This window comes from Streptomyces sp. NPDC059718 (assembly GCF_042733315.1).
Taxonomy (GTDB): Bacteria; Actinomycetota; Actinomycetes; order Streptomycetales; family Streptomycetaceae; genus Actinacidiphila.
Genome location: NZ_JBHWGA010000006.1, coordinates 130,612 through 149,976 on the forward strand (window position 1 = coordinate 130,612; position 19,365 = coordinate 149,976).

General features: G+C 72.6%; 18 protein-coding genes, 2 tRNA genes and 2 pseudogenes. 15 read left to right on the top strand and 7 right to left on the bottom strand.

The window, feature by feature from the left end; all coding sequences use genetic code 11:
- Positions 1-29 precede the first annotated feature (29 nt).
- Positions 30-881, top strand: a complete 852-nt coding sequence (locus ACFV3E_RS09750; RefSeq protein WP_500534192.1) for a GNAT family N-acetyltransferase — start codon at positions 30-32, stop codon at positions 879-881.
- 426 nt (positions 882-1,307) lie between these two features.
- On the opposite strand, the gene ACFV3E_RS09755 is transcribed toward ACFV3E_RS09750, so the two are convergent.
- Entirely contained in the window at positions 1,308-1,814 is a 507-nt protein-coding gene (locus ACFV3E_RS09755) for a DsbA family protein (protein ID WP_500534193.1), read from the bottom strand.
- A 126-nt stretch (positions 1,815-1,940) separates the two neighbouring features.
- Here ACFV3E_RS09755 and ACFV3E_RS09760 point away from each other — a divergent pair, with 126 nt between their 5' ends.
- Positions 1,941-2,387, top strand: a complete 447-nt coding sequence (locus ACFV3E_RS09760; protein WP_500534194.1) for a hypothetical protein — start codon at positions 1,941-1,943, stop codon at positions 2,385-2,387.
- A gap of 143 nt (positions 2,388-2,530) precedes the next feature.
- Positions 2,531-2,665, top strand: a complete 135-nt coding sequence (locus tag ACFV3E_RS09765; protein WP_499510825.1) for a hypothetical protein — start codon at positions 2,531-2,533, stop codon at positions 2,663-2,665.
- On the opposite strand, the gene ACFV3E_RS09770 is transcribed toward ACFV3E_RS09765, so the two are convergent.
- Entirely contained in the window at positions 2,644-3,228 is a 585-nt protein-coding gene (locus ACFV3E_RS09770; protein WP_500370529.1) for a CGNR zinc finger domain-containing protein, read from the bottom strand. The genes ACFV3E_RS09765 and ACFV3E_RS09770 overlap by 22 nt on opposite strands.
- A 156-nt stretch (positions 3,229-3,384) precedes the next feature.
- The gene (locus ACFV3E_RS09775) at positions 3,385-3,798 is read right to left on the bottom strand and encodes an SsgA family sporulation/cell division regulator (RefSeq protein WP_003959770.1); all 414 of its coding nucleotides are present in this window, start codon (positions 3,796-3,798) and stop codon (positions 3,385-3,387) included.
- A 190-nt stretch (positions 3,799-3,988) separates the two neighbouring features.
- Here ACFV3E_RS09775 and ACFV3E_RS09780 point away from each other — a divergent pair, with 190 nt between their 5' ends.
- The 6 genes and pseudogenes from ACFV3E_RS09780 (at position 3,989) to ACFV3E_RS09805 (ending at position 7,621) form a co-directional block, all read left to right on the top strand.
- The gene (locus ACFV3E_RS09780; protein WP_500534195.1) at positions 3,989-4,462 is read left to right on the top strand and encodes a TIGR02611 family protein; all 474 of its coding nucleotides are present in this window, start codon (positions 3,989-3,991) and stop codon (positions 4,460-4,462) included.
- A 62-nt stretch (positions 4,463-4,524) separates the two neighbouring features.
- Positions 4,525-4,596: transfer RNA gene (locus tag ACFV3E_RS09785), tRNA-Val, on the top strand.
- A gap of 99 nt (positions 4,597-4,695) precedes the next feature.
- A pseudogene (locus ACFV3E_RS09790) lies at positions 4,696-5,241 on the top strand (sugar ABC transporter substrate-binding protein); the annotation flags it as partial.
- A gap of 11 nt (positions 5,242-5,252) precedes the next feature.
- Positions 5,253-6,174, top strand: a pseudogene (locus ACFV3E_RS09795) (carbohydrate ABC transporter permease).
- The gene (locus tag ACFV3E_RS09800) at positions 6,171-7,028 is read left to right on the top strand and encodes a carbohydrate ABC transporter permease (protein WP_500534196.1); all 858 of its coding nucleotides are present in this window, start codon (positions 6,171-6,173) and stop codon (positions 7,026-7,028) included. The pseudogene ACFV3E_RS09795 and the gene ACFV3E_RS09800 overlap by 4 nt, the downstream one beginning before the upstream one ends.
- 5 nt (positions 7,029-7,033) lie before the next feature.
- Positions 7,034-7,621 carry a DUF624 domain-containing protein gene (locus tag ACFV3E_RS09805; RefSeq protein WP_500534197.1) on the top strand — a complete coding sequence of 196 codons (588 nt, stop codon included), beginning with the start codon at positions 7,034-7,036 and terminating at the stop codon, positions 7,619-7,621.
- 734 nt (positions 7,622-8,355) lie between these two features.
- On the opposite strand, the gene ACFV3E_RS09810 is transcribed toward ACFV3E_RS09805, so the two are convergent.
- The gene (locus ACFV3E_RS09810) at positions 8,356-10,701 is read right to left on the bottom strand and encodes an SCO7613 C-terminal domain-containing membrane protein (protein WP_500534198.1); all 2,346 of its coding nucleotides are present in this window, start codon (positions 10,699-10,701) and stop codon (positions 8,356-8,358) included.
- A gap of 80 nt (positions 10,702-10,781) precedes the next feature.
- On the opposite strand from ACFV3E_RS09810, the gene ACFV3E_RS09815 reads away from it, so the two are divergent.
- Together ACFV3E_RS09815 and ACFV3E_RS09820 are read left to right on the top strand one after the other, a co-directional pair.
- Positions 10,782-11,258 (top strand): SRPBCC family protein, encoded by a 477-nt coding sequence (locus ACFV3E_RS09815; protein ID WP_500370533.1) that lies wholly within the window; start codon positions 10,782-10,784, stop codon positions 11,256-11,258.
- 38 nt (positions 11,259-11,296) lie between these two features.
- A tRNA-Val gene (locus tag ACFV3E_RS09820) sits at positions 11,297-11,368 on the top strand.
- A gap of 47 nt (positions 11,369-11,415) precedes the next feature.
- Here the strand turns inward: ACFV3E_RS09820 and ACFV3E_RS09825 are convergent.
- Positions 11,416-12,156: an exonuclease domain-containing protein gene (locus ACFV3E_RS09825; protein ID WP_500370534.1), complete on the bottom strand. Its 741-nt coding sequence runs from the start codon at positions 12,154-12,156 to the stop codon at positions 11,416-11,418.
- Positions 12,157-12,328: 172 nt separating this feature from the next.
- Between ACFV3E_RS09825 and ACFV3E_RS09830 the strand changes: the two genes are divergently transcribed.
- From ACFV3E_RS09830 to thrS, 3 genes are all read left to right on the top strand, one after another.
- On the top strand, positions 12,329-12,895 hold the full coding sequence (locus tag ACFV3E_RS09830; protein ID WP_499510816.1) for a DUF4365 domain-containing protein: 567 nt from the start codon (positions 12,329-12,331) through the stop codon (positions 12,893-12,895).
- Positions 12,895-14,082, top strand: a complete 1,188-nt coding sequence (locus tag ACFV3E_RS09835; protein WP_500534199.1) for a hypothetical protein — start codon at positions 12,895-12,897, stop codon at positions 14,080-14,082. The genes ACFV3E_RS09830 and ACFV3E_RS09835 overlap by 1 nt, the downstream gene beginning before the upstream one ends.
- A gap of 133 nt (positions 14,083-14,215) precedes the next feature.
- Positions 14,216-16,198, top strand: coding sequence for a threonine--tRNA ligase (gene thrS, locus ACFV3E_RS09840; RefSeq protein ID WP_500534200.1), 1,983 nt, complete (start codon positions 14,216-14,218; stop codon positions 16,196-16,198).
- A gap of 37 nt (positions 16,199-16,235) precedes the next feature.
- Here thrS and ACFV3E_RS09845 read toward each other — a convergent pair whose 3' ends face one another.
- Positions 16,236-16,910 carry a potassium channel family protein gene (locus ACFV3E_RS09845; protein WP_500534201.1) on the bottom strand — a complete coding sequence of 225 codons (675 nt, stop codon included), beginning with the start codon at positions 16,908-16,910 and terminating at the stop codon, positions 16,236-16,238.
- Positions 16,911-16,976: 66 nt separating this feature from the next.
- On the opposite strand from ACFV3E_RS09845, the gene ACFV3E_RS09850 reads away from it, so the two are divergent.
- Positions 16,977-17,537 (top strand): HIT family protein, encoded by a 561-nt coding sequence (locus ACFV3E_RS09850; protein ID WP_499510812.1) that lies wholly within the window; start codon positions 16,977-16,979, stop codon positions 17,535-17,537.
- A 60-nt stretch (positions 17,538-17,597) separates the two neighbouring features.
- Here the strand turns inward: ACFV3E_RS09850 and ACFV3E_RS09855 are convergent, their stop codons facing one another.
- Entirely contained in the window at positions 17,598-19,241 is a 1,644-nt protein-coding gene (locus ACFV3E_RS09855) for an AbeC-like domain-containing protein (RefSeq protein WP_500534202.1), read from the bottom strand.
- Between the last annotated feature and the right edge of the window lie 124 nt (positions 19,242-19,365).

Consider the following 19,365-nt stretch of genomic DNA (forward strand, 5'->3'; position numbering starts at 1 on the left):
ACCGCGGCGACCCGGTAGAACTCCACACCATGACCACCACCCTGCGCCCGGCCGAGCCCGAACAGCGCTGGCGCGGCGGAGTACGCGCCCGCCGCTTCCACGTCTGTGTCAACGGGCGCCCGGTGGGGGAGACCACCCTGTGCACCGACGCCCGGTTCGGGCCCGAGGTCGGGCGCATCGCCGCACTGCGGATCGACCACGACCAGCAGCGCCGCGGCCGCGGTACGGTCGCGGCCCTCGCCGCGGAGGAGGTCCTGCGGGGTTGGGGCTGCCGCCGCATCGAGGTCTCGGTGCGGACGGAAGACGCGGCCGCGCTCCGGCTCGCGGGCGTGCTGGGGTACGTCGTCCGCAACCGGAACATGCTCAAGGCGCTGCCCGACGCGCCGCCCGCGCTGCCCGGCGGCAGCGTCGTGCGGCCCATGACGGAGGCGGAGTACCCGGGGTGGGCGGCCCGCAAGCAGGACGAGTACGTCCGGTCCTGGACGCGGCGCGGCGTGCCCGAGGCGCAGGCCCGCGCCAAGGCCCGGGCCGACGACCTGGCCGCCCTCCCCGAGGGGCTCGCGACGCCCGGCGCGGTGCTGAGGGCGCTGGAGGTCGGCGGGCCCGGGGAGGCCCGGGAGGCCGGGCGGGTGGTGGGGGAGTTGTGGGTGGGGCGCAGGGACGAGGCCACGGGGTTCGTGTTCGACGTCCACGTCGCCGAGGGGCACCGGGGCCGGGGCCACGGGCGCACGCTCATGCTCGCCGCGGAGCGGGAGTGCCTGGCGGCGGGGCTGCGGTGGATCGGGCTCAACGTCTTCGCCGGGAACGAGGCGGCGGAGGGGCTGTACGGGGCGCTGAGGTACGGGGTGACGGAGGTGCATTTGGCGAAGCCGCTTCTCTGAGTGCCCGGGGGTGGGGGTTGCGGCCGGTGGTTGTCGTGCGGGTTGTATGCGCCTGCGGCGGGCGTCCACCCGCCCGCCCTCCCGATTGCCCGGCGCGGTCAGTGCGGGCCTGCGCCATGTTCGTGTGGGTCGGTGCCGCGCCGGCGCACTCCCCCAGCCTTCGGCCGGGGGGACCCCCACAGCGCTCGCGGTTTACGTCCACGTCGTTCGGCACCCGGGTCCGCCGCTCGTCTCCCCCAGCCTTCGGCCGGGGGGACCCCCATGGGCGCACCCCGTCACACCCCCTCCGGTCGTGTGGGCGACTGACGGCCGGACGAGGTGGGGGTTGCGGGAAGTCGTTCCGCAAGGCACGGGGGTCCCCCCGGCCGCAGGCTGGGGGAGGGTTGGCACACCCCCACCACCGGCGTGCACACGCCGAGATGTCGGTTACCGGCCCAGGGCGGCGTCCGCGAGGGACTCGATGCGGGTGCGGAGGCCGTCTTGGGACGTGCCGCCGTCGAGGCGTTCGCCGGAGATGACGTAGGTGGGGGTGCCGGTGACGCCGATGGCCTTGCCCTCGGCCTGGTCGGCGTCGACGACGAGGAGGTGCCGCCCGTCGACGAGCGCGGTGTCGACCTCCTCCGCGTCGAGGCCCAGGTCCGCCGCGATCTCGACCAGCAGTGCCTCGCCCCGCTCGCCCAGCTCGTCCGTGCGGGCGAGGACCGCCTCCGCGTACTCCCAGCCGCGGCCCTGGGCGAAGGCCTCCTCCGCGGCCTGGGCGGCGGCGTAGGCGTGCTTGTGCTTCTCCAGGGGGAAGTGCCGCAGCTGGATCTCCAGGGCGTCGCCGTACCGGTCGCGCAGGGCGTGCAGGTCGGTGAGGGCGGTGGCGCAGTCGGGGCACTGGAGTTCGCACCAGTACTCGAGGACGACGGTGCGGGGAGTCGCTTCGTTCATGGGGCCAGTCTCCCACCGGGGGAGGAGCCGTCCCGGAGATCACCCTGAGGTTGCCGCCGGGCCGTGGCCCGCAGGTGGGGGGCGGGTGCACGATGGAGCGAGCAGACCCTTTCGGAGGAGCTCCGCATGCTGACCTCGACCGTGTGTGTCGCGCTGTCCGCGGCGGGCCTGGCGATCGCCCTGCTCACCGCCTACCGGCGCAGGTTCCGCAGGGCGACGATGATCGCGGCGGCGGCGCTGCTGCCCGTCGGCCTGTACATGACGGGCCTGGTCTCGCTGGCCGGGACCGTCGTCCGGGCCCTCGCCGACTGGGCGGCGGACCTGGTGTTCAAGCCGTCGGTGTGGGCGGGCTTCGCCGTGCTCGCCCTGTCGGTCGTGCTGTACTTCCTCGCGCGGGTGTCGGGGCGCCGCAAGGGCGTCGCGGAGGCGAGCCCGGGCCGGGCGGTCGCGTCGGGCGCGGGGGCGCCGGCTCTGGCGCAGGGGAAGAAACCGGTCCCGAAGGCGGCGAAGACCGATCCCGACCTGGCCGAATTCGGTGAGATCGAGGAGATCCTCAAGCGCAGGGGGATCTGAGCGGCGTGTTGGTGGCAGGGGGTGGCGGGGTTACGTCATCATCGCCCTGGCGGACCTCAACTACCGCCCCCTGAGCGGGATTTGGTGTGTCCGGGGGCGTACGGTTGTGCGAGTTCGCTTCCCTCCGAGCACACCGTAAGGCCATGGAAGCCCAAGCAGACGACGACGAGCCCCGCGGCTGCCTGTTCGCGCTTTCCCAGCCGCCGCTCATGCTGTTCCTGACCGTGATCGGCAGTCTGCTCGCCTTCGGCGGGCTCTACGACCTCTGGCCGTTCTGAGCCGGCACGGCGACGGCCTCGCGGCGGCGCGCCCGGTACGCGGCGACGTGGAGCCGGTTGCCGCAGGTGCGGCTGTCGCAGTACCGGCGCGAGCGGTTGCGTGACAGGTCGACGAAGGCGCGCCGGCAGTCCGGGGCGTCGCAGCGGCGCAGCCGCTCCCGCTCCCCGGCGACGAGGAGGAAGGCCAGGGCCATCCCGCAGTCGGCGGCCAGGTGCTCGGCGAGGGAGGCGCCCGGGGCGAAGTAGTGGACGTGCCAGTCGTAGCCGTCGTGGTCGGTGAGCCGGGGCGTGGTGCCGGCCTCGGCGACGAGCGAGTTGACCAGCGCCGCGGCCTCGGGCGTGGCGGGCGCGGAGAAGACCTGGGAGAAGAGCTGCCGTACGGCGCGCACCGCGACGAGGTCGTCCTCGTCGAGCGATCCGACGTCGCTGACCTCGTTGCGCTCCACGAAGGCGCGCAGCGCCGCGAGGTCGGCCAGACCCTCGCGGCCGTCACTCTCCGGGGTGGTGTTGATGAGATCCACCACGCAGTCGAGTGCGCACCTGGTGTCATGGTTGATCAGCACGGAATCGCTCTCTCCCTGGCCTGGTGGGTCGGGCGTTCCGGTGACTTTAGCGCGAGAGCCGTCGCCGTGGAGCGTGCTGCTCCCCGACGACGGCTCCGGCAGGTCGGGTCCGCGCCGTACCCCCGAGATGCGTACGGCGACGGACGGTCGGTGGACTCAGCTCTCGGCGAGGATGTGCGAGAGCTCGGTGTCCAGGTCGAAATGACGGTGTTCGGTGCCGGGGGGCACCGCGGCGTCGGTCCGCTTGAGGAACGACTCCAGGGCCCGCGCAGGGGCCTCGAGCAGCGCCTCCCCCTCCGGAGAGCTGAGGGCGATGCACACGACGCCCTGGCCGTGACTGCGGGACGGCCAGACCCGGACGTCGCCGGTGCCGGTGGGCCGGTGCAGACCTTCGGCGAGCAGGTCGCGGGCGAAGACCCATTCGACTGTCTCCTCGGCACCGGTGTGGAAGGTGGCGTGCACGGCGTAGGGATCGGCCGTGTCGTACCGCAAGCCCGCGGGTACGGGCAGTGACGATTCGCTCGACACAACGAGGCGCAGGTGCAGCTCGCAGCTGACCGTGGTGTTCATAAGCGCCAGGGCCTTTCGCTCAGTGTGCGCTCGGGGATTCGCACGTCGGCGAAATCGACATGCCACCTGCGGGGACGTTGTAAACCCCTCTGACGGGTTTGTGAGGGTTCCGGTACCTCGTCCGGCCGAGTTCTTTTCCTCCCCGGCGAGCCATTCCGGTGACGAAGTGGCTTCGGGTAAGTTTGGGAGCATGACTGCGGAGAGTGACGAGCGGGAGGTGGCCGTGGCCATGGATCCCGCGACCGTCGACAACGGGGACGGCGAGGACGTGGAGCCGGAGGGTTCCGAGCGCCCGCTGGGGTCGAGGGCGCCACGTTTCATCCGGCGCTCCCGCGCGCTGCACGTGAGCTGGCAGGTCGGGGTCTTCCTGGTGGGTCTGGCGATCGTCGGGACGGGCGTGGTCCTGCTCCCGCTGCCGGGGCCCGGCTGGGTGGTGATCTTCGCCGGCATGGCCGTCTGGGCGACCGAGTTCGTCTGGGCCCAGCTAGTGCTGCGCTGGACGAAGCGGAAGGTGACCGAGGCGGCACAGAAGGCGCTCGACCCGAAGGTGCGGCGGCGGAACCTGACGCTGACCGCCATCGGGCTGGTGATCATCGGCGTCCTGCTGGGGTACTACCTCTGGCGGTTCGGCTTCGTGATGCCGTGGAAGGCCGACCTGCACTGAGGGCGCACCGTCCGCGATGGTCGGGGCACCCGCTGACATGCGGTAATGTTGTTCCCGCACCGGGGCGATTAGCTCAGCGGGAGAGCACTTCGTTCACACCGAAGGGGTCACTGGTTCGATCCCAGTATCGCCCACCCGGACCGAGGGCCCGGAAGCCGAGAGCGGCTTCCGGGCCTCGTCGTCATGTCCGGCGGTTGTGCTGTTCCGATGAGCATGGGAAGCGCTTTCCCAACGAGGCGGGCGACCTGGTCCCGGCCAAGGAGAGCGAGCAGATCAAGCCCAAGTCCTCGGTCAGCGGCGACCTTTCCGCCGCCGAGTTCACCAGGGACAACTTCATCGTCCGCTACGCCGCCGAGACCGGCACCGAACTCGCCCTCGCCCCGGTCCCGACCACCGACGGCACCAGGACCGGTCAGTACATCTCCTCGCTCATGCTCAGCGGCTCGGCCCGCACCGCGCACCCCGAGGAGGTCGCGGAGTTCATCGACTTCATGGTCCACGACCCCGAGGTCGGGAAGGTCATGGGCTACAACCGCGGCATCCTGCCCACGAACGCCCAGTTCGACGCGTACCGGCCGACCGGCGTCGACGCGCAGATCGCCGCGTACGAGAAGTCCGTGAGCGGCGTCATCGAGCCGATCACCCCGCACCCGGCGGGCGCCGACGTCGCGGAGGCGGCCTTCCTGCGGATCTACGGCGACGCTGCCCTGGGCAAGACCTCGGTCGACGACGCCGTCACACAGTTCTTCAGCGAGGCGAAGACCGCGCTCGGCTCCTGAGGGGACATCCCGTGACGCGCACCCGGACCGCCGGACCGCATGTCGCCGAGCGGCGCCGCACCCCGCAGGACCGGCCCCCGGAAGGCCGGCGGCGGGGACGCCGGGAGACCCAGGCCGGCTACCTGTTCCTGACCCCGTGGTGCGTCGGCGTCCTGCTGCTGACGCTGGGCCCGATGCTCGTCTCGCTCTACCTGGCCTTCACCGACTACAACCTCTTCGACTCCCCGAGGTGGATCGGGCTGAGGAACTTCCGCGACATGCTCGCCGACGACCGCTGGTGGCACTCGGTGCGCGTGACGCTGGAGTACGTGCTGGTCGGCACCCCCCTCAAGCTCGCCGCGGCACTGCTGCTGATCAGGCCCCGTCGCGGCCAGGGCTTCTACCGCTCCGCCTTCTACGCCCCGTCGCTCATCGGGGCGAGCGTCAGCATCGGCATCGTGTGGCGCTCGGTCTTCCAGGACGACGCCGTCGTGGACCGCGCGCTGCACCTCGCCGGCTGGGACGTCGGCGGCTGGGTCGGCGACCCGGACTGGTCGCTGCCCACCCTCGTCACCCTGACCGTCTGGCAGTTCGGCGCCCCGATGGTGATCTTCCTGGCGGGGCTGAAGCAGGTGCCGCGGGAACTGTACGAGGCGGCGGAGGTCGACGGGGCCGGGCCCTGGCGGCGGTTCCGCTCCATCACCTGGCCGCTGATCTCGCCGGTGCTCTTCTTCAACCTGCTGCTCGAACTCATCCACTCCTTCTAGGTCTTCGGCCGACTCCCTGCTCGTCTACACCTGGTACCTGTACGAACAGGGCTTCCGCAACCTCCGCATGGGCTACGCGTCCGCCACGGCCTGGATGCTGATGCTGGGCATCGGCCTGCTGACCGCGCTGCTGTTCCGCACCCAGCGCAACTGGGTCCACTACGAGGAAGGGACGGACGCCCGATGACCCCCGTCGCCACGGCCCGCCGCCGCACGGCGCGCACCCTCGCCTGGCACGCGGGCGCCCTGGCCCTGCTGGTGGTGATCCTCTACCCGGTGGTGTGGCTGGTGGGCGCCTCGCTCAAGCCCGGCGACGAGATCGTCGGCAGCCTGGAACCGCTGCCCGGCCGCCCCATCGTCGACAACTACCGGCGGCTGACCCCTGGCATCGCCGACATCCCCGTCTCCACCTTCTTCACCAACTCGCTCGTCCTGGCCGTCGGTTCGGTGGTGGGCGTGCTCATCTCCTGCTCGCTGGCGGCCTACGCCTTCGCCAGGATCCGCTTCGCCGGGCGCAACCTGCTCTTCGCGGTCATGATCTCGATGCTGCTGCTGCCCTTCCAGGTGCTCATCATCCCGCAGTACGTGCTCTTCCAGAAACTCGGCCTGATCAACACTTACGTTCCGTTGCTGCTCGGGAAATACCTCGCCGCGGACGCGTTCTTCGTCTTTCTCATGGTGCAATTCATGCGCAATCTCCCGCGGGAATTGGACGAGGCGGCGCGCATCGACGGCTGCGGACATCTGCGCATCTATTGGAGCGTCGTGCTCCCTTTGTGCCGGCCCGCCCTCATCACGAGCGCCATCTTCACGTTCATCTGGTCCTGGAACGATTTCATCGGGCCCCTGCTGTACCTGAACGAGCCCGACAAGTACACGATCTCGCTCGGGCTGAAGATGTTCATCGACCAGGACAGCGTGGCCGACTACGGCGGCATGGTCGCCCTGTCGCTGGTCGCCCTCCTGCCCGTGCTCCTCTTCTTCCTGGCCTTCCAGCGCCACCTGGTCGAGGGAGCGGCCACCTCCGGACTGAAGGGCTGAGGCCCATGGCGTTCGGAGGTGCCGACGGTGCGCGTCCCCGTGCGGACCGGTTCGCGCTGTTCGCCGAGTGCCTGCTGACCGGGGTGTGGCTGGTGGCCGCCGCGCTGCCGCTGGTCACCGCGCTGCCCGCGTTCGCCGCCGCCTGCGGGCACCTGCGGCGGCACCTGGACGGGGAGCGGTCCACATGGCGCGACTTCGCGGCGGAGACCGCGGTCGCGACCCGCGCCGGGTGGCGCTGGACGCTGCTGTGGTGGGGCGGACTCACGCTGCTCGGGCTCGACCTGGCGGTGGCCCGCTCCGGGATGCCCGGTGGGGGAGCGTTCACGTGCGTTGGCGTCCTGGCCGCGGTCGCCCTCGTGGTGACGGGGCTTCGCGCGGCTGCGCTCTGGCGGCCCGGGGAGGGCGGCCGGGGTGCGGCCGGCCGGGCGGTGCGCCGCTGTGTGGGTGACCCCGGGGGGACGCTGCTGCTCGCGGGCGGGGTGGCGGTGGTCGGGGTGGCCGCGTGGATGCTTCTGCCGCTGGCGGCGGTGGCGTTGGGGTGCGTGGCGGGGGCGGCGGTGGCGGTGGAACGCCGTTCCTCTGCCGGTGCGTAGCCCTGCGGCGCCGTTGTGGTTGCGGTTCGTTGTCGTGTGCGGGTCGTTTGCGCCTGCGGCGGGCGTCCCCCCGCCCTCCCGCCCGATTGCCCGGCGCGGTCAGTGACCGCCTCGCTGCGTGCGTTGTGGGGTCGGTGCCGCGCCGGGGCACGCCCCCAGCCTTCGGCCGGGGGGACCCCCACCTCGGCGCTCGCGGCGCTGCCCCACGTCATTCGGCACCGCGGCCTCCGTTCGTCTCCCCCAGCCTTCGGCCGGGGGGACCCCCATGGGGGCACCCCGCCACACCCCCTCCTGCCGGTGGGGGCGACTAACGGCCGGTAGGGGTGAGGAGGCGGTACTGGGTTGCCGCAGGTGCCTTACTGACCCCACACCGGCCGTCAGCCGCCCCTACCCGTGGGAGGGGGTGTGGCGGGGTGCGCCCGGAAGCGACGAGCGGCGGACCCGGGTGCCGAACGATGTGGGGGTAAACCGCGAGCGCTGAGGACGTGCGCCGGCGCGGCACCGACCCAGGCACACGGTGCGAGACCCGCACTGACCGCGCCGGGCAATCGGGAGGGCGGCGGGGAAACCGCCCGCCGCAGGCGCAACGCGCCCGCACACAAACATCGGGGCAGCCCGGCGCAGCCGCCCGCAGGGGGCGCAAACAACCCGCACACAGCAACCGGCCAGCCCGGCGCAGCCGCAACGCACCCGCACACAACCACAGGCCGCAACCACAACCCACCGGCACATTCCTAGCGGAGGCGCCCCAGTGCGTCCCGCACGCGCTGCACGTCGCGCAGACGGCGCTCGTACGTCGCCCCTACCCCGAGCAGGAGGACGCCCGCCAGGGCGAGCGGCACCCAGCGGGGGACCGCGCCGAGGGCCTGGGCGATGTAGGGGGCGAGTTCGTGCAGCGCGTCGAGCGCCAGCACGCCCGCCCCCAGCAGGAGCGGCGCCGCCAACCGGTGGCGGGCACCGAGGAGCATCACGGCGAGCGAGGCCGCGCCCAGGGTCAGGGGGCGGACCCAGCCGGGGTCGCCCCAGGCGGCGGCGAGGCTGGGCAGGAGGGTCGCGCAGAGCCCGGGGGCGTAGGCGGCCCAGGACGAGAACGCGGGGTCGCGGCGCCGCCGCAGGGCGCCGACGGCCAGGGCGGCGACCGTGACGGGGAGGGTGTACGCCTCCGGGACGTGGACGTCGGACGCCGCGAGGCGTACCCAACTCGCGGCGATCATCAGGCAGGTCGCGACGTAGCCGAGCCACCGCCGGTCGGCCCGCAGCGCCGCGACGGCCGCGGCGAGGACGCCCGCGAGGGCGAGGGCCAGGGCGAGGAGTGCGGGGTCGTCGGCGACGAGGCCGATCGCGAGCAGGGCCGCGGCGTGGCCGGGGTGCTCGAAGGGGCGTCCGGGGGCGCGGAGGGCGGTGGCCTGGGCGGCCGCGGCGATCGCGAGGAGGGTGAACGCGGTCGCGTGGGCGGGCAGTCCGGTCCAGGCGAGGCCCGCCGCGCAGGCGACCACGGCGGCGGCGCTCACCACGCGGGTGCGCGGGGCCACGGCGTACAGCGCGCCGAAGCAGGCCAGCAGCACGGCGAGGACGGTGAGCGTCGTCGTGCGCTCCGGGTGTGCCCACGCGACGGCCGTCACGGCGAGCCCGCACGCGCTCACCAGGGCGGTCCAGGTGAGCGCCCTGGGCGACAGCGCGAGCAGGGCGGCCACGACGACGAGCCGTACGGGCAGCGGGCCGGGCACGCACACGGCGACCGCGGCCGCCACCAGGGCGCCGGAGGCGGCGAGGGGGGCGTACGGGGTGGCGCGGTGCAGCCGCGCGGCCGTGGCCAGTTCCGCGGCGAGCAGGCCGGTGACAGCGACCGCGCTGTACGGGCCCTCCCACGCGTCGGGCGTGACCACGCCCACGATCAGCGAGGGCAGCGCCCACAGCAGTGCCAGGGCGTGCACCGCGGCGGCGCCGGCCGCGAGACCGGCGGCCACCGGGCGGTGGCGGGCCGGGACGGCGAGGGCTGCCGCGGCGAGCACGACCGCCGCGCACGCCAGGTATCCCGGCACGATCCAGTCGCCGGGCACGCCCGACCGCACGATCCCGCCGGCCGCGCCCACGACCGCGAGCGCCGCGACCCCGGACAGGATCCCCGACACGGAGGCGGGCACCGCGGGTCGCAGCGCGACGGTGAGCGCCACCGCGGCGGCGCCCAGCAGCAGCGCGCCCGCGCGCAGTGCCGCTCCGCCGTCGTCGGCCGAGACGGAGAGCCCGCCCGCGGTGAGCAGCGCGCCCAGACCGACGGCCGTCCCGGCGACGGCGGCGGTGATCCGCGTCCCGCGCCCGCCGGTGAGGAGGGCGGCCGCCGCGTCCAGCGCGGCCGTGACGAGCAGGGCGGCCGCGAGCCCGTACGCCGACTCCGCGGCCGACGCCCACAGCGCCAGGGGGAGTTGACCGATCACCACGGCGAGGGGCACCGGCAGCACGAGCCGTTCGAGCGCCTTCCCGTACGCGGCCCAGAGCGCGGCGACGACGGCCAGGGACACCGCCGCGAAGCGCAGCCCGTCGGCGCCGGGGAACGCCACGCGGTGCAGCGCGTACGCGTCGAGCAGCAGCAGGACGAGGCCGAGGCAGGCGACCACCTCGGCCGTCGCGGTCAGCGTGCGGCGCAGCAGCAGGACGGGGACGCCTGTCGCCGCGAGGGTGAGCGCGCCCAGGACGGCGGCACGTCCGCCGATGCCGAGGTGGCCCCAGCTGATGACGGTGAACGCGATCGCGGCGACCGCCAGCAGCACACCGCCCAGGGCGAGCAGCAGGTTCTGCACCGCGCGGGGCGACGTCTCGCGGGGCGGCGGGGCACCCCATGGCGTGCCCCACGGCGCCGGCGGGTACGGCGGCCGCAGTTGTGCCAGCAACTGCCCGCGGCGCGCGATGAGGCGGCCGCGTTCGGCGTCCAATCGCAGGAGGGCGCGGTCGGTCTCCCGCAGTTCCTCGGCGACCGGCCCGACCAGGGGCAGCGCGCAGCGCGGGCACGCGGGCGGCGCCGTCGCGGGCAGATAGGTGCCGCACGCAGGGCAGCGGTCGTGCGGCGGGGGCATCGTCTCCATGGCTCGGAGTGTGGCGCGGCCCACGTGCGCGGGCATGCGCGCTGGTACTCAGATCCGTGCTGAGTACGCACACTGGCTCCATGGACTGGAGCCGTTACCGTTTCCGCAGTCTGTGGCGGATCGCCGCCCCGCCCGAGGCCGTGTACGGCCTCCTGGAGCGCCCGCACGAGTACCCGGCCTGGTGGCCCCAGGTCCGCGAGGTGCGGCGGACCGGCGAGACCGCCGGCACCCTGCGCTTCCGCTCGGTCCTGCCGTACGACCTGTTCGTCACCGCGCACCAGACCCGACGCGACCCGCGTGCGGGGGTCCTGGAGGTGGCGATGTACGGGGACCTGGAGGGGTGGGTGCGGTGGACGGTCGGCGCGGACGGGCCGGGCGGCGGCACCCGGCTGCTCTTCGAGGAGGACGTGATCGTCAACAAGCCGCTGATGCGACGGCTGGCCGTCCCGTGCCGGCCGCTGTTCCGGGCGAACCACGCCCTGATGATGCGGCAGGGGCGGAGGGGCCTGTCCGCCCGGCTGCGCGCGGCGGGGGCACCGGGCCGGGAAGCCGTTTGAACGCAGCCGCCCGCGCCCTGTATTGTTCTGGTCGTCCCGGGCGATTAGCTCAGCGGGAGAGCACTTCGTTCACACCGAAGGGGTCACTGGTTCGATCCCAGTATCGCCCACCCTCACGAAGGGCCGGTCCATCACGGACCGGCCCTTCGTCGTGTGCCTAGGCCGCCGGTTCCTCGGGGGTCCGTGCGGGCGTCGGCCGCAGCGGCCAGGCCGGGTCGACCCGGTCGTCCGTGCCGCTGCGGGCGAACCACGCCTGCAGCCCGCGGGCCTGGCCGGCGTGCCAGAGGGCCTGGCGGGCGTGGAGTTCGGCGGGCGGCACCCCGCCGATCCGTGTGGCGAAGCGGTGTCCCAGCACCCGTACGAGCGCGAGCGCGGCGAGGGCGTCCGCCGCGGCGTCATGGGCGTCGGTCAGCACCACGCCGTAGTGCGCGCACAGGTCGGTGAGGGTGCGGCGGCCCTTGCGGTAGCGGTCGAGGTGCTTGTCCAGGACCCGGGGGTCGAGGACGCGCAGCGGGCCGCGGACCAGGTAGGCGTCGAGCGCCATGCCGCGGTGGCGCTTCAACTCCCGGTCGAGCAGCGTCAGGTCGAAGGGTGCGTTCATCACCACGAGCGGCACGCCGGCCGCGGCCTGGTCGGCCAGCGCGCGTGCCAGTTCCTCCATCACCGGGCCGGGACGGCGTCCGTTCGCCCGGAGGTAGTCGTCGTCCAGCCCGTGCACCGCGCGGGCCCCTTCGGGCACCGGGACCCCCGGGTCCACCAGCCAGCGGGTCGTCCTGGCCGGTATGCCGGGGGCGTCCTCGACCACCAACGCGGCCGAGACGACCCGGTCGTGTTCCACGTCGACCCCCGTGGTCTCCGTGTCGAAGGCGGCCAGCGGGCCGTCGTACCAGTGCGGCATGGCGCACCTCCCGTGCGGATCGCAGGATGTGGGCGACCGGCGGCCGCCCTTACGGTACGTACCCGTGACCGCACGTCACCGAACCGCAACGGTTTGCGACTTGTCGCTGGTGGGGATGAAGAGGGCAACGGGGATCACTAGGATTCCCGCGCCCGGAAAGGCACGGAGAGCGATGGCGCTCGAGCAGCCCGGCCCGGGTGGGCTGCTGTCCGAACCGAACGCACCGCTGCGCGGCGGACTCGCCACCACCAGCTGCATGGAAACCCTCCAAGTGGGATATCTGCACGCGGTGGCGGCGGCCGCCGGTTGTTCGCTCGCCCAGCCCTTCCCGGACAATGGCATCGACTGGCACATAAGCCACAGTTCGCACGGCCACGGTGTGGACGACGAGGTCACGATCAAGGTGCAGCTCAAGTGCACCTACCAGGTCGCCCCGCGGCCGCCCGGTCCGACCTTCGGTTTCACCCTGGAGAACGAGCACCTGGTGAAGCTGGCCCGGACCCCGGTCTCGGTGCACAAGATCCTCGTGGTGATGCTCGTGCCGCGCACCCAGGAGGAGTGGCTTCGCGCCGGCCACGACCGGCTGGAGCTGCGGCACTGCTGCTACTGGACGAACCTCGCCGGTCACGCCGCGACCGGCAAGCGCAAGACGACCGTGCGGATACCCACCGCGCGGATCTTCGACGACCGGGCCCTGTGCGAGATCATGACGCGGGTCGGGGCGGGAGGGAGGCCCTGATGAGCCGGACGGCAGACGACGCACTCGTCCCGCCCGACCCCGAGCGGGTCGACCCCGGCGTCCTCGTCGCGCTGCTCGCCCGCCACGGCTGGCGGCGGCGCGGCGGCGCCCCGGGCCGCTACACACGCTGGACGCCCCCGGGCGAGCCGGAGTCCGCCGCCCGGACCAGCCTCCTGGTGCCGGAGCGGCGTACCGCGGGCGCCCGCTACGCCGACCACGCCGAGCTGCTGGGCGAGGCCCTCGACGCCCTCGCCCGCTGCGGCGAGCCGTCGGCGCGTGAGGTGCTGACCGCGCTCGCCGTCCCCGGCGACGAGATCCACTGGCACCGCGAGCTGCCGCCGGCCGCCGGCGCGGCCGTGCCGTGGACGGCGGGGGAGCAGTTGCGCGCGGCCGCCCGCGCCATGCTCATGTCCGCCGCCCGCGCCGAGCGGGACCGCTACGGCTACTTCGGCGCGCGCCACACCGGGCACGCCAACGCCTTCCTGGAGCAGGTGCTGGTCGGTGCCGCGCCGGGGCACCAGCTCACCGCGTACGCGCCGGTCCCCGAGGGCCGCCGCACCGTGACCACACTGCTGCGCGCGCTGCAGGCGGCCCGGGACGCGGTGGACTACCAGCGGACCACCGGCGGCATGGAGGCCTTCGACGCGGCGGTGGGCCTCGGCGTCTGCCACGAACTGGCCGACTCCCTGATCCGGATGGTGCGCGGCACCGAGGGCGTGGTGGTCACCCTCGCCTGGGCCCCGGCGGCCGGGCCGCCCGTGGGGTTCGCCAGGGTGCCGGAGCCGGTCGAGTTCTCCCCTGGCGACCTCCCCGCGCTGGAGGCCGCCAGTGAGCGTTACGTGCGCGAGGAACCCTCGGTCGACGTGCGCGTCACCGGCACCGTCACCCGGCTGCGCCGGCCGCGCCCCTCCGGGGGCGGCACCATCCGGCTGCGCGTCCTGGCCGGCGCGGACGTCCGCCACGTACGCATCCGCCTGCCCGAGGAGGGGTACCGCATCGCGGCCCAGGCGCACCTGGTCGGGCTGCCCGTCCGGCTCTCCGGGCGGCTGGAGCGGCGTACCGGCTTCCGTCACCTCACCCACCCGTCGGCGCTGACCCCCGTCCACGTCGACGAGGCCGACCGCGACCGGCTGATGAAGGCCCTGCACGGCGGCGTCGACACCTTCGAGGACTCCTTCGGCGGCTGACCGGGGGGCGCACCGGGCGATGGCCCCCGACGCCGGGGACCATCGCTTCGCGGGGCACCCGCCCGGCTCGGTAGGATTCAGCGGTGCAGCTTTCCGCTGCCGGACCCAGTGGGACATACGTCAGGAGAGACCGGTGTCAGACGTCCGTGTGATCATCAAGCGCGATTCCGATGAGCAGGAAGAGCGGCTGGTCACGACGGGCACGACGGCCGCCGAGCTCTTCGACGGCGACCGCACCGTCGTCGCCGCGCGGGTGGGGGGCCAGCTGAAGGACCTCGCCCACGAGGTCGCCGACGGCGACGAGGTCGAGCCCGTCGGGATCGCCAGCGAGGACGGCCTCAACATCCTGCGCCACTCCACCGCGCACGTGATGGCCCAGGCCGTGCAGGAGCTCTTCCCGGAGGCCAAGCTCGGCATCGGCCCGCCGATCAAGGACGGTTTCTACTACGACTTCGACGTCGAGAAGCCCTTCCACCCCGACGACCTCAAGCGCATCGAGAAGAAGATGCAGGAGATCGTCAAGCGCGGCCAGCGCTTCTCCCGCCGTGCCGTCGGCGACGACGCGGCCCGCGAGGAACTCGCCGACGAGCCGTACAAGCTGGAGCTGATCGGCCTCAAGGGCTCCGCAGCCGAGGCCGCCGAGGGCGCCTCCGCGGAGGTCGGCGCCGGCGAGCTGACCATCTACGACAACCTGGACGCCAAGACCGGCGAGCTGTGCTGGAAGGACCTCTGCCGCGGTCCGCACCTGCCCAGCACCAGGTTCGTCCCGGCGTTCAAGCTGATGCGCTCGGCCGCCGCCTACTGGCGCGGCAGCGAGAAGAACAAGCAGCTGCAGCGCATCTACGGCACCGCCTGGCCGTCCAAGGACGAGCTCAAGGAGTACCTGGACTTCCTCGTCGAGGCCGAGAAGCGCGACCACCGCAAGCTCGGCTCCGAGCTCGACCTGTTCTCCATCCCGGAGCAGATCGGCTCGGGCCTGGCGGTCTTCCACCCCAAGGGCGGCATCGTCCGCCGGGTCATGGAGGACTACTCGCGCCGCCGGCACGAGGAGGAGGGGTACGAGTTCGTCTACACCCCGCACGCCACCAAGGGGAAGCTCTTCGAGACCTCGGGCCACCTGGACTGGTACGCCGACGGCATGTACCCGCCCATGCAGCTCGACGAGGGCGTGGACTACTACCTCAAGCCCATGAACTGCCCGATGCACAACCTGATCTTCGACGCGCGCGGCCGCTCGTACCGTGAACTGCCGCTGCGCCTGTTCGAGTTCGGCACCGTGTACCGGTACGAGAAGTCGGGTGTCGTGCACGGCCTCACCCGTGCCCGCGGCTTCACCCAGGACGACGCGCACATCTACTGCACCAAGGAGCAGATGGCGGACGAGCTCGACAAGACGCTCACCTTCGTCCTCAACCTGCTGCGCGACTACGGCCTGACCGACTTCTACCTGGAGCTGTCGACCAAGGACCCGGAGAAGTTCGTCGGCTCCGACGAGATCTGGGAGGAGGCCACCGAGACGCTGCGGCAGGTGGCCGAGAAGCAGGGCCTCCCGCTCGTCCCCGACCCGGGCGGCGCCGCGTTCTACGGGCCGAAGATCTCCGTCCAGGCCAAGGACGCCATCGGCCGCACCTGGCAGATGTCGACCGTGCAGCTCGACTTCAACCTGCCCGAGCGCTTCGACCTGGAGTACACGGCGGCCGACGGCACCAAGCAGCGCCCGGTCATGATCCACCGCGCGCTCTTCGGTTCCATCGAGCGGTTCTTCGCGGTGCTGCTCGAGCACTACGCGGGCGCCTTCCCGGCGTGGCTGGCCCCCGTCCAGGCGATCGGCATCCCGATCGGCGACGCGCACGTGTCCTACCTGCAGGAGTTCGCCGCCGAGGCGAAGAGGAAGGGCCTGCGCGTCGAGGTGGACGCCTCCGCCGACCGGATGCAGAAGAAGATCCGCAACGCGCAGCGCAGCAAGGTGCCGTTCATGGTCATCGTCGGCGACGAGGACATGGCGGCGGGCTCGGTCTCCTTCCGCTACCGGGACGGCTCGCAGAAGAACGGCATCCCGCGCGACGAGGCGATCGCCGAGATCGCCAAGGCCGTCGAGGACCGCGTCCAGGTCTGAGCCGCCGGCACGACGCACGGCGACGGGCCCCCGGAGGTCAGCCCTCCGGGGGCCCGCCCGCGTCCGGCCGCTCGTCGGCCCGGCGGAAGCTCTGGGTGAGCCAGGCCGAGAACGACCCGACGACCGCGCCGATCAGGACGACACCCAGGAACATCACCCCCACCGCGATCACCCGTCCGCGCGCCGTCACCGGCACGAGGTCGCCGTAGCCGGTCGTGGTGATCGTGGAGCACAGCCACCACACCGACTGGCCGTAGGTGCGGATCTGCGCGCCGGGCGCGTCGTGCTCGTCCGCGTACACCTGCAGGCTCGCCGCGAAGCCGAGGAGCAGCGCGCTGAGCCCCGCGTACCCCATCACCCGGGCCTCCAGGGAGAACCGCGTCTGCTTGTGGAGGTCCTGGACCCTCCCGTAGATCTGCAGCAGACGCAGCGGGCGCAGCAGCGGCAGGACGACCACGACCAGGTCGAGCCAGCGGCGGCGGACGTAACTCCAGCGGTGCGGTGCGACGGCCACCCGGACCAGGTAGTCCAGCACGAAGAGTCCCCAGGTCACGACGGTGATCGTCAGCAGCAGGTCGGACCATTCGGGCGGCAGGTCCGGGACGAGCACACGCACCGCGTACGTGACGAGGAACACCAGCGACGCGATGGACAGCGGCACACTGCCCCGACGCTCCCACTCCCGCAGCCGCCGCTCGTCATCCATGGGCATGGGGCCAGCATCGTGCCCCGCGGGCGGGAGCGCCCCCGGCGACACGCAGGGCCAGGACGACGCCATATGCTGCAAGGCATGACGAGTGAGCCGGAACTGCAGAACGGAGTCGGGACGCAGGACGCGTTCCAGCGCCTGTGGACGCCGCACCGCATGGCGTACATCCAGGGCGAGAACAAGCCGACCGGCCCCGGGGCCGGCGACGGCTGCCCCTTCTGCGCGATTCCGGAGATGAGCGACGAGGACGGGCTGGTCATCGCGCGCGGCGACGCCGTCTACGCGGTCCTCAACCTCTACCCGTACAACGGCGGCCACCTGATGGTGGTGCCCTACCGTCACGTCGCGGACTACACCGACCTCGACGGGCCGGAGACCATCGAGCTCGCCGAGTTCACCAAGCGCGCCATGGTCGCGCTGCGCTCGGCCTCGGGCGCGCACGGCTTCAACATCGGCATGAACCAGGGCACCGTGGCGGGCGCCGGGATCGCCGCGCACCTGCACCAGCACGTGGTGCCGCGCTGGGGCGGCGACACCAACTTCATGCCGGTGGTCGGCCACACCAAGGTGCTGCCGCAGCTCCTCGCCGACACCCGCAAGATGCTCGCCGACGCCTGGCCGGCCGGCTGACCCGGTCCGTCCCGCCGACCGGGCCGGGGCGGCGTGCGAGCCGTCCGGCCCGGGGCCCCGTCAGAAGACGTCGGCCTCGCTGGGCGAGGCGTCCTGCACCATGTTGCTCAATATGCCCGAGCGGTTGTTGAACTTCGAGACGTCCACCCCGTTCTCCTCCATGACGGTGATGGCCGCGGAGTGCACCGCCCGCAGCACGGGGGTGGCGGCGCGCAGGGCGTCGTCGGCCATGAAACGGTGCGTCCAGGGCTGTGAGGCCCAGCTGTGCCGCAGACCGAAGGGCTCGGGCAGGACGATCTTGCCGCCGAGATGGTCGAGCACCTGGGGGAAACGGGTCAGGGGGGCGCGGGCGGCCAGCCGCACCACCTCGTCGCTCGTCACGAGCGGCAGCTGCACCTTCTTCGTCTCCCAGAACTTGACCGGGTGGGCTATCTCCTTCTCCTTGGCCTCCGGTGCCGTGGTGAACAGGGAGTGCACCGGTCCGAGCGCGTGCCCGGTCACCTCGATCCGCAGGGTGCTCGCCAGCACGGTCACGGTGACCATCATGGTGATCACCAGCTGACCGTCCCAGACCACGAACTGCAGACCCAGGTAGTGCCGGTTGCCCTTGTCGAACTGCTGCTCGTTGCAGATCCGCTGGATCTCGAAGTCGCGGACGGTGTAGCCGTCGACGTCGGAGCCGGTGGGGCGGGTGATCTTCTTGGCGCCCTCGCCGACGTGGGAGACGACCCAGTGCTGTATCAGGGGCTTGGGGAAGCCACCGGTGTGCAGGGGGCCGCGCTGCAGGCCGCGCAACTTGCCGTGGATCACCTTGATCACGTCCCAGCTGCGGAAGGGGTGGATCTCGCTCAGGCCTTCGCGGGGCGTCAGTTCCTCGGCCATGTGCCAGGCGCCCCACCGGGCGCCCATGCCGAGCACGCCCTTGGGGCCGGCGTAGAAGACCACGTTGCTCTGCTGCTCGGCGGAGAGCTTGGCCAGGCTCTGGCGCAGCTTCTCGGCCCGGGTCTGGTTGGGGTTGCGCGGCACGGCCTCGGGGATCTTCGCGCCGACGCCGCTGCCCGATACCAGCCCCGCCCAGCGTTCGCGCAGGTCCTTGGCGGTCTGCTCGCAGAGCCGCTTCGCCCAGAACCAGCCGAGGACCGGGGCGACCATCATCACCCTCAGGTACTGCGACCAGAAGCCGGTGAGCGGCGGGTTGACGACGAAGAGGACGGCGAAGAAGCCGACCACGAGCAGCACCACCGAGCCGAGCAGCCCTGCCCGGGAGCCCTCGGACTTCCGTACGAGGGCACGCAGTTGGAAGGCGCCCAGCCAGACCAGCATCCCGGGCAGGAAGAGCAGGCCGAACACGACCATCACGGCCGTCAGCTTGTTGTCGCGCTCCTGGCGGATCCGGTTGGCGGCCAGGCAGTGCTCGACGACGGTCTGCGGCTCCGCGCCGAAGGACTGCACCAGCTCGTTGCGGGAGGCGCCCAGCATCCGGTTCTGCACGGCGCGGGCGAAGGCCTCACCCAGGTTCGCCTGCAGCAGCTTGACCTTCGCCTCCTTGACCGACGACTTGCCCGCGTCGGCCGTGGAGAGGGCATCCATGGGACTGTCACGGTACGCGGCCGACGCGAGGGCCTGGGTGGCCCCCGTCTGCCCGTCGACACCGCTCAGCGGTATCTGCGCGCCCGGGCTCAGGAAGTCGAAACCGTCGGTCACTGCCGCCCCCTTCTGGTCCCCGCCCGTGCGGACGTGAACCCGCCCGGCCCTTTCCCCGGTCGCGGCACCGGCACACCTGCGACGCCGCCCACCCAGCGTATACGGGGGGTGTGACGTGCGTCAT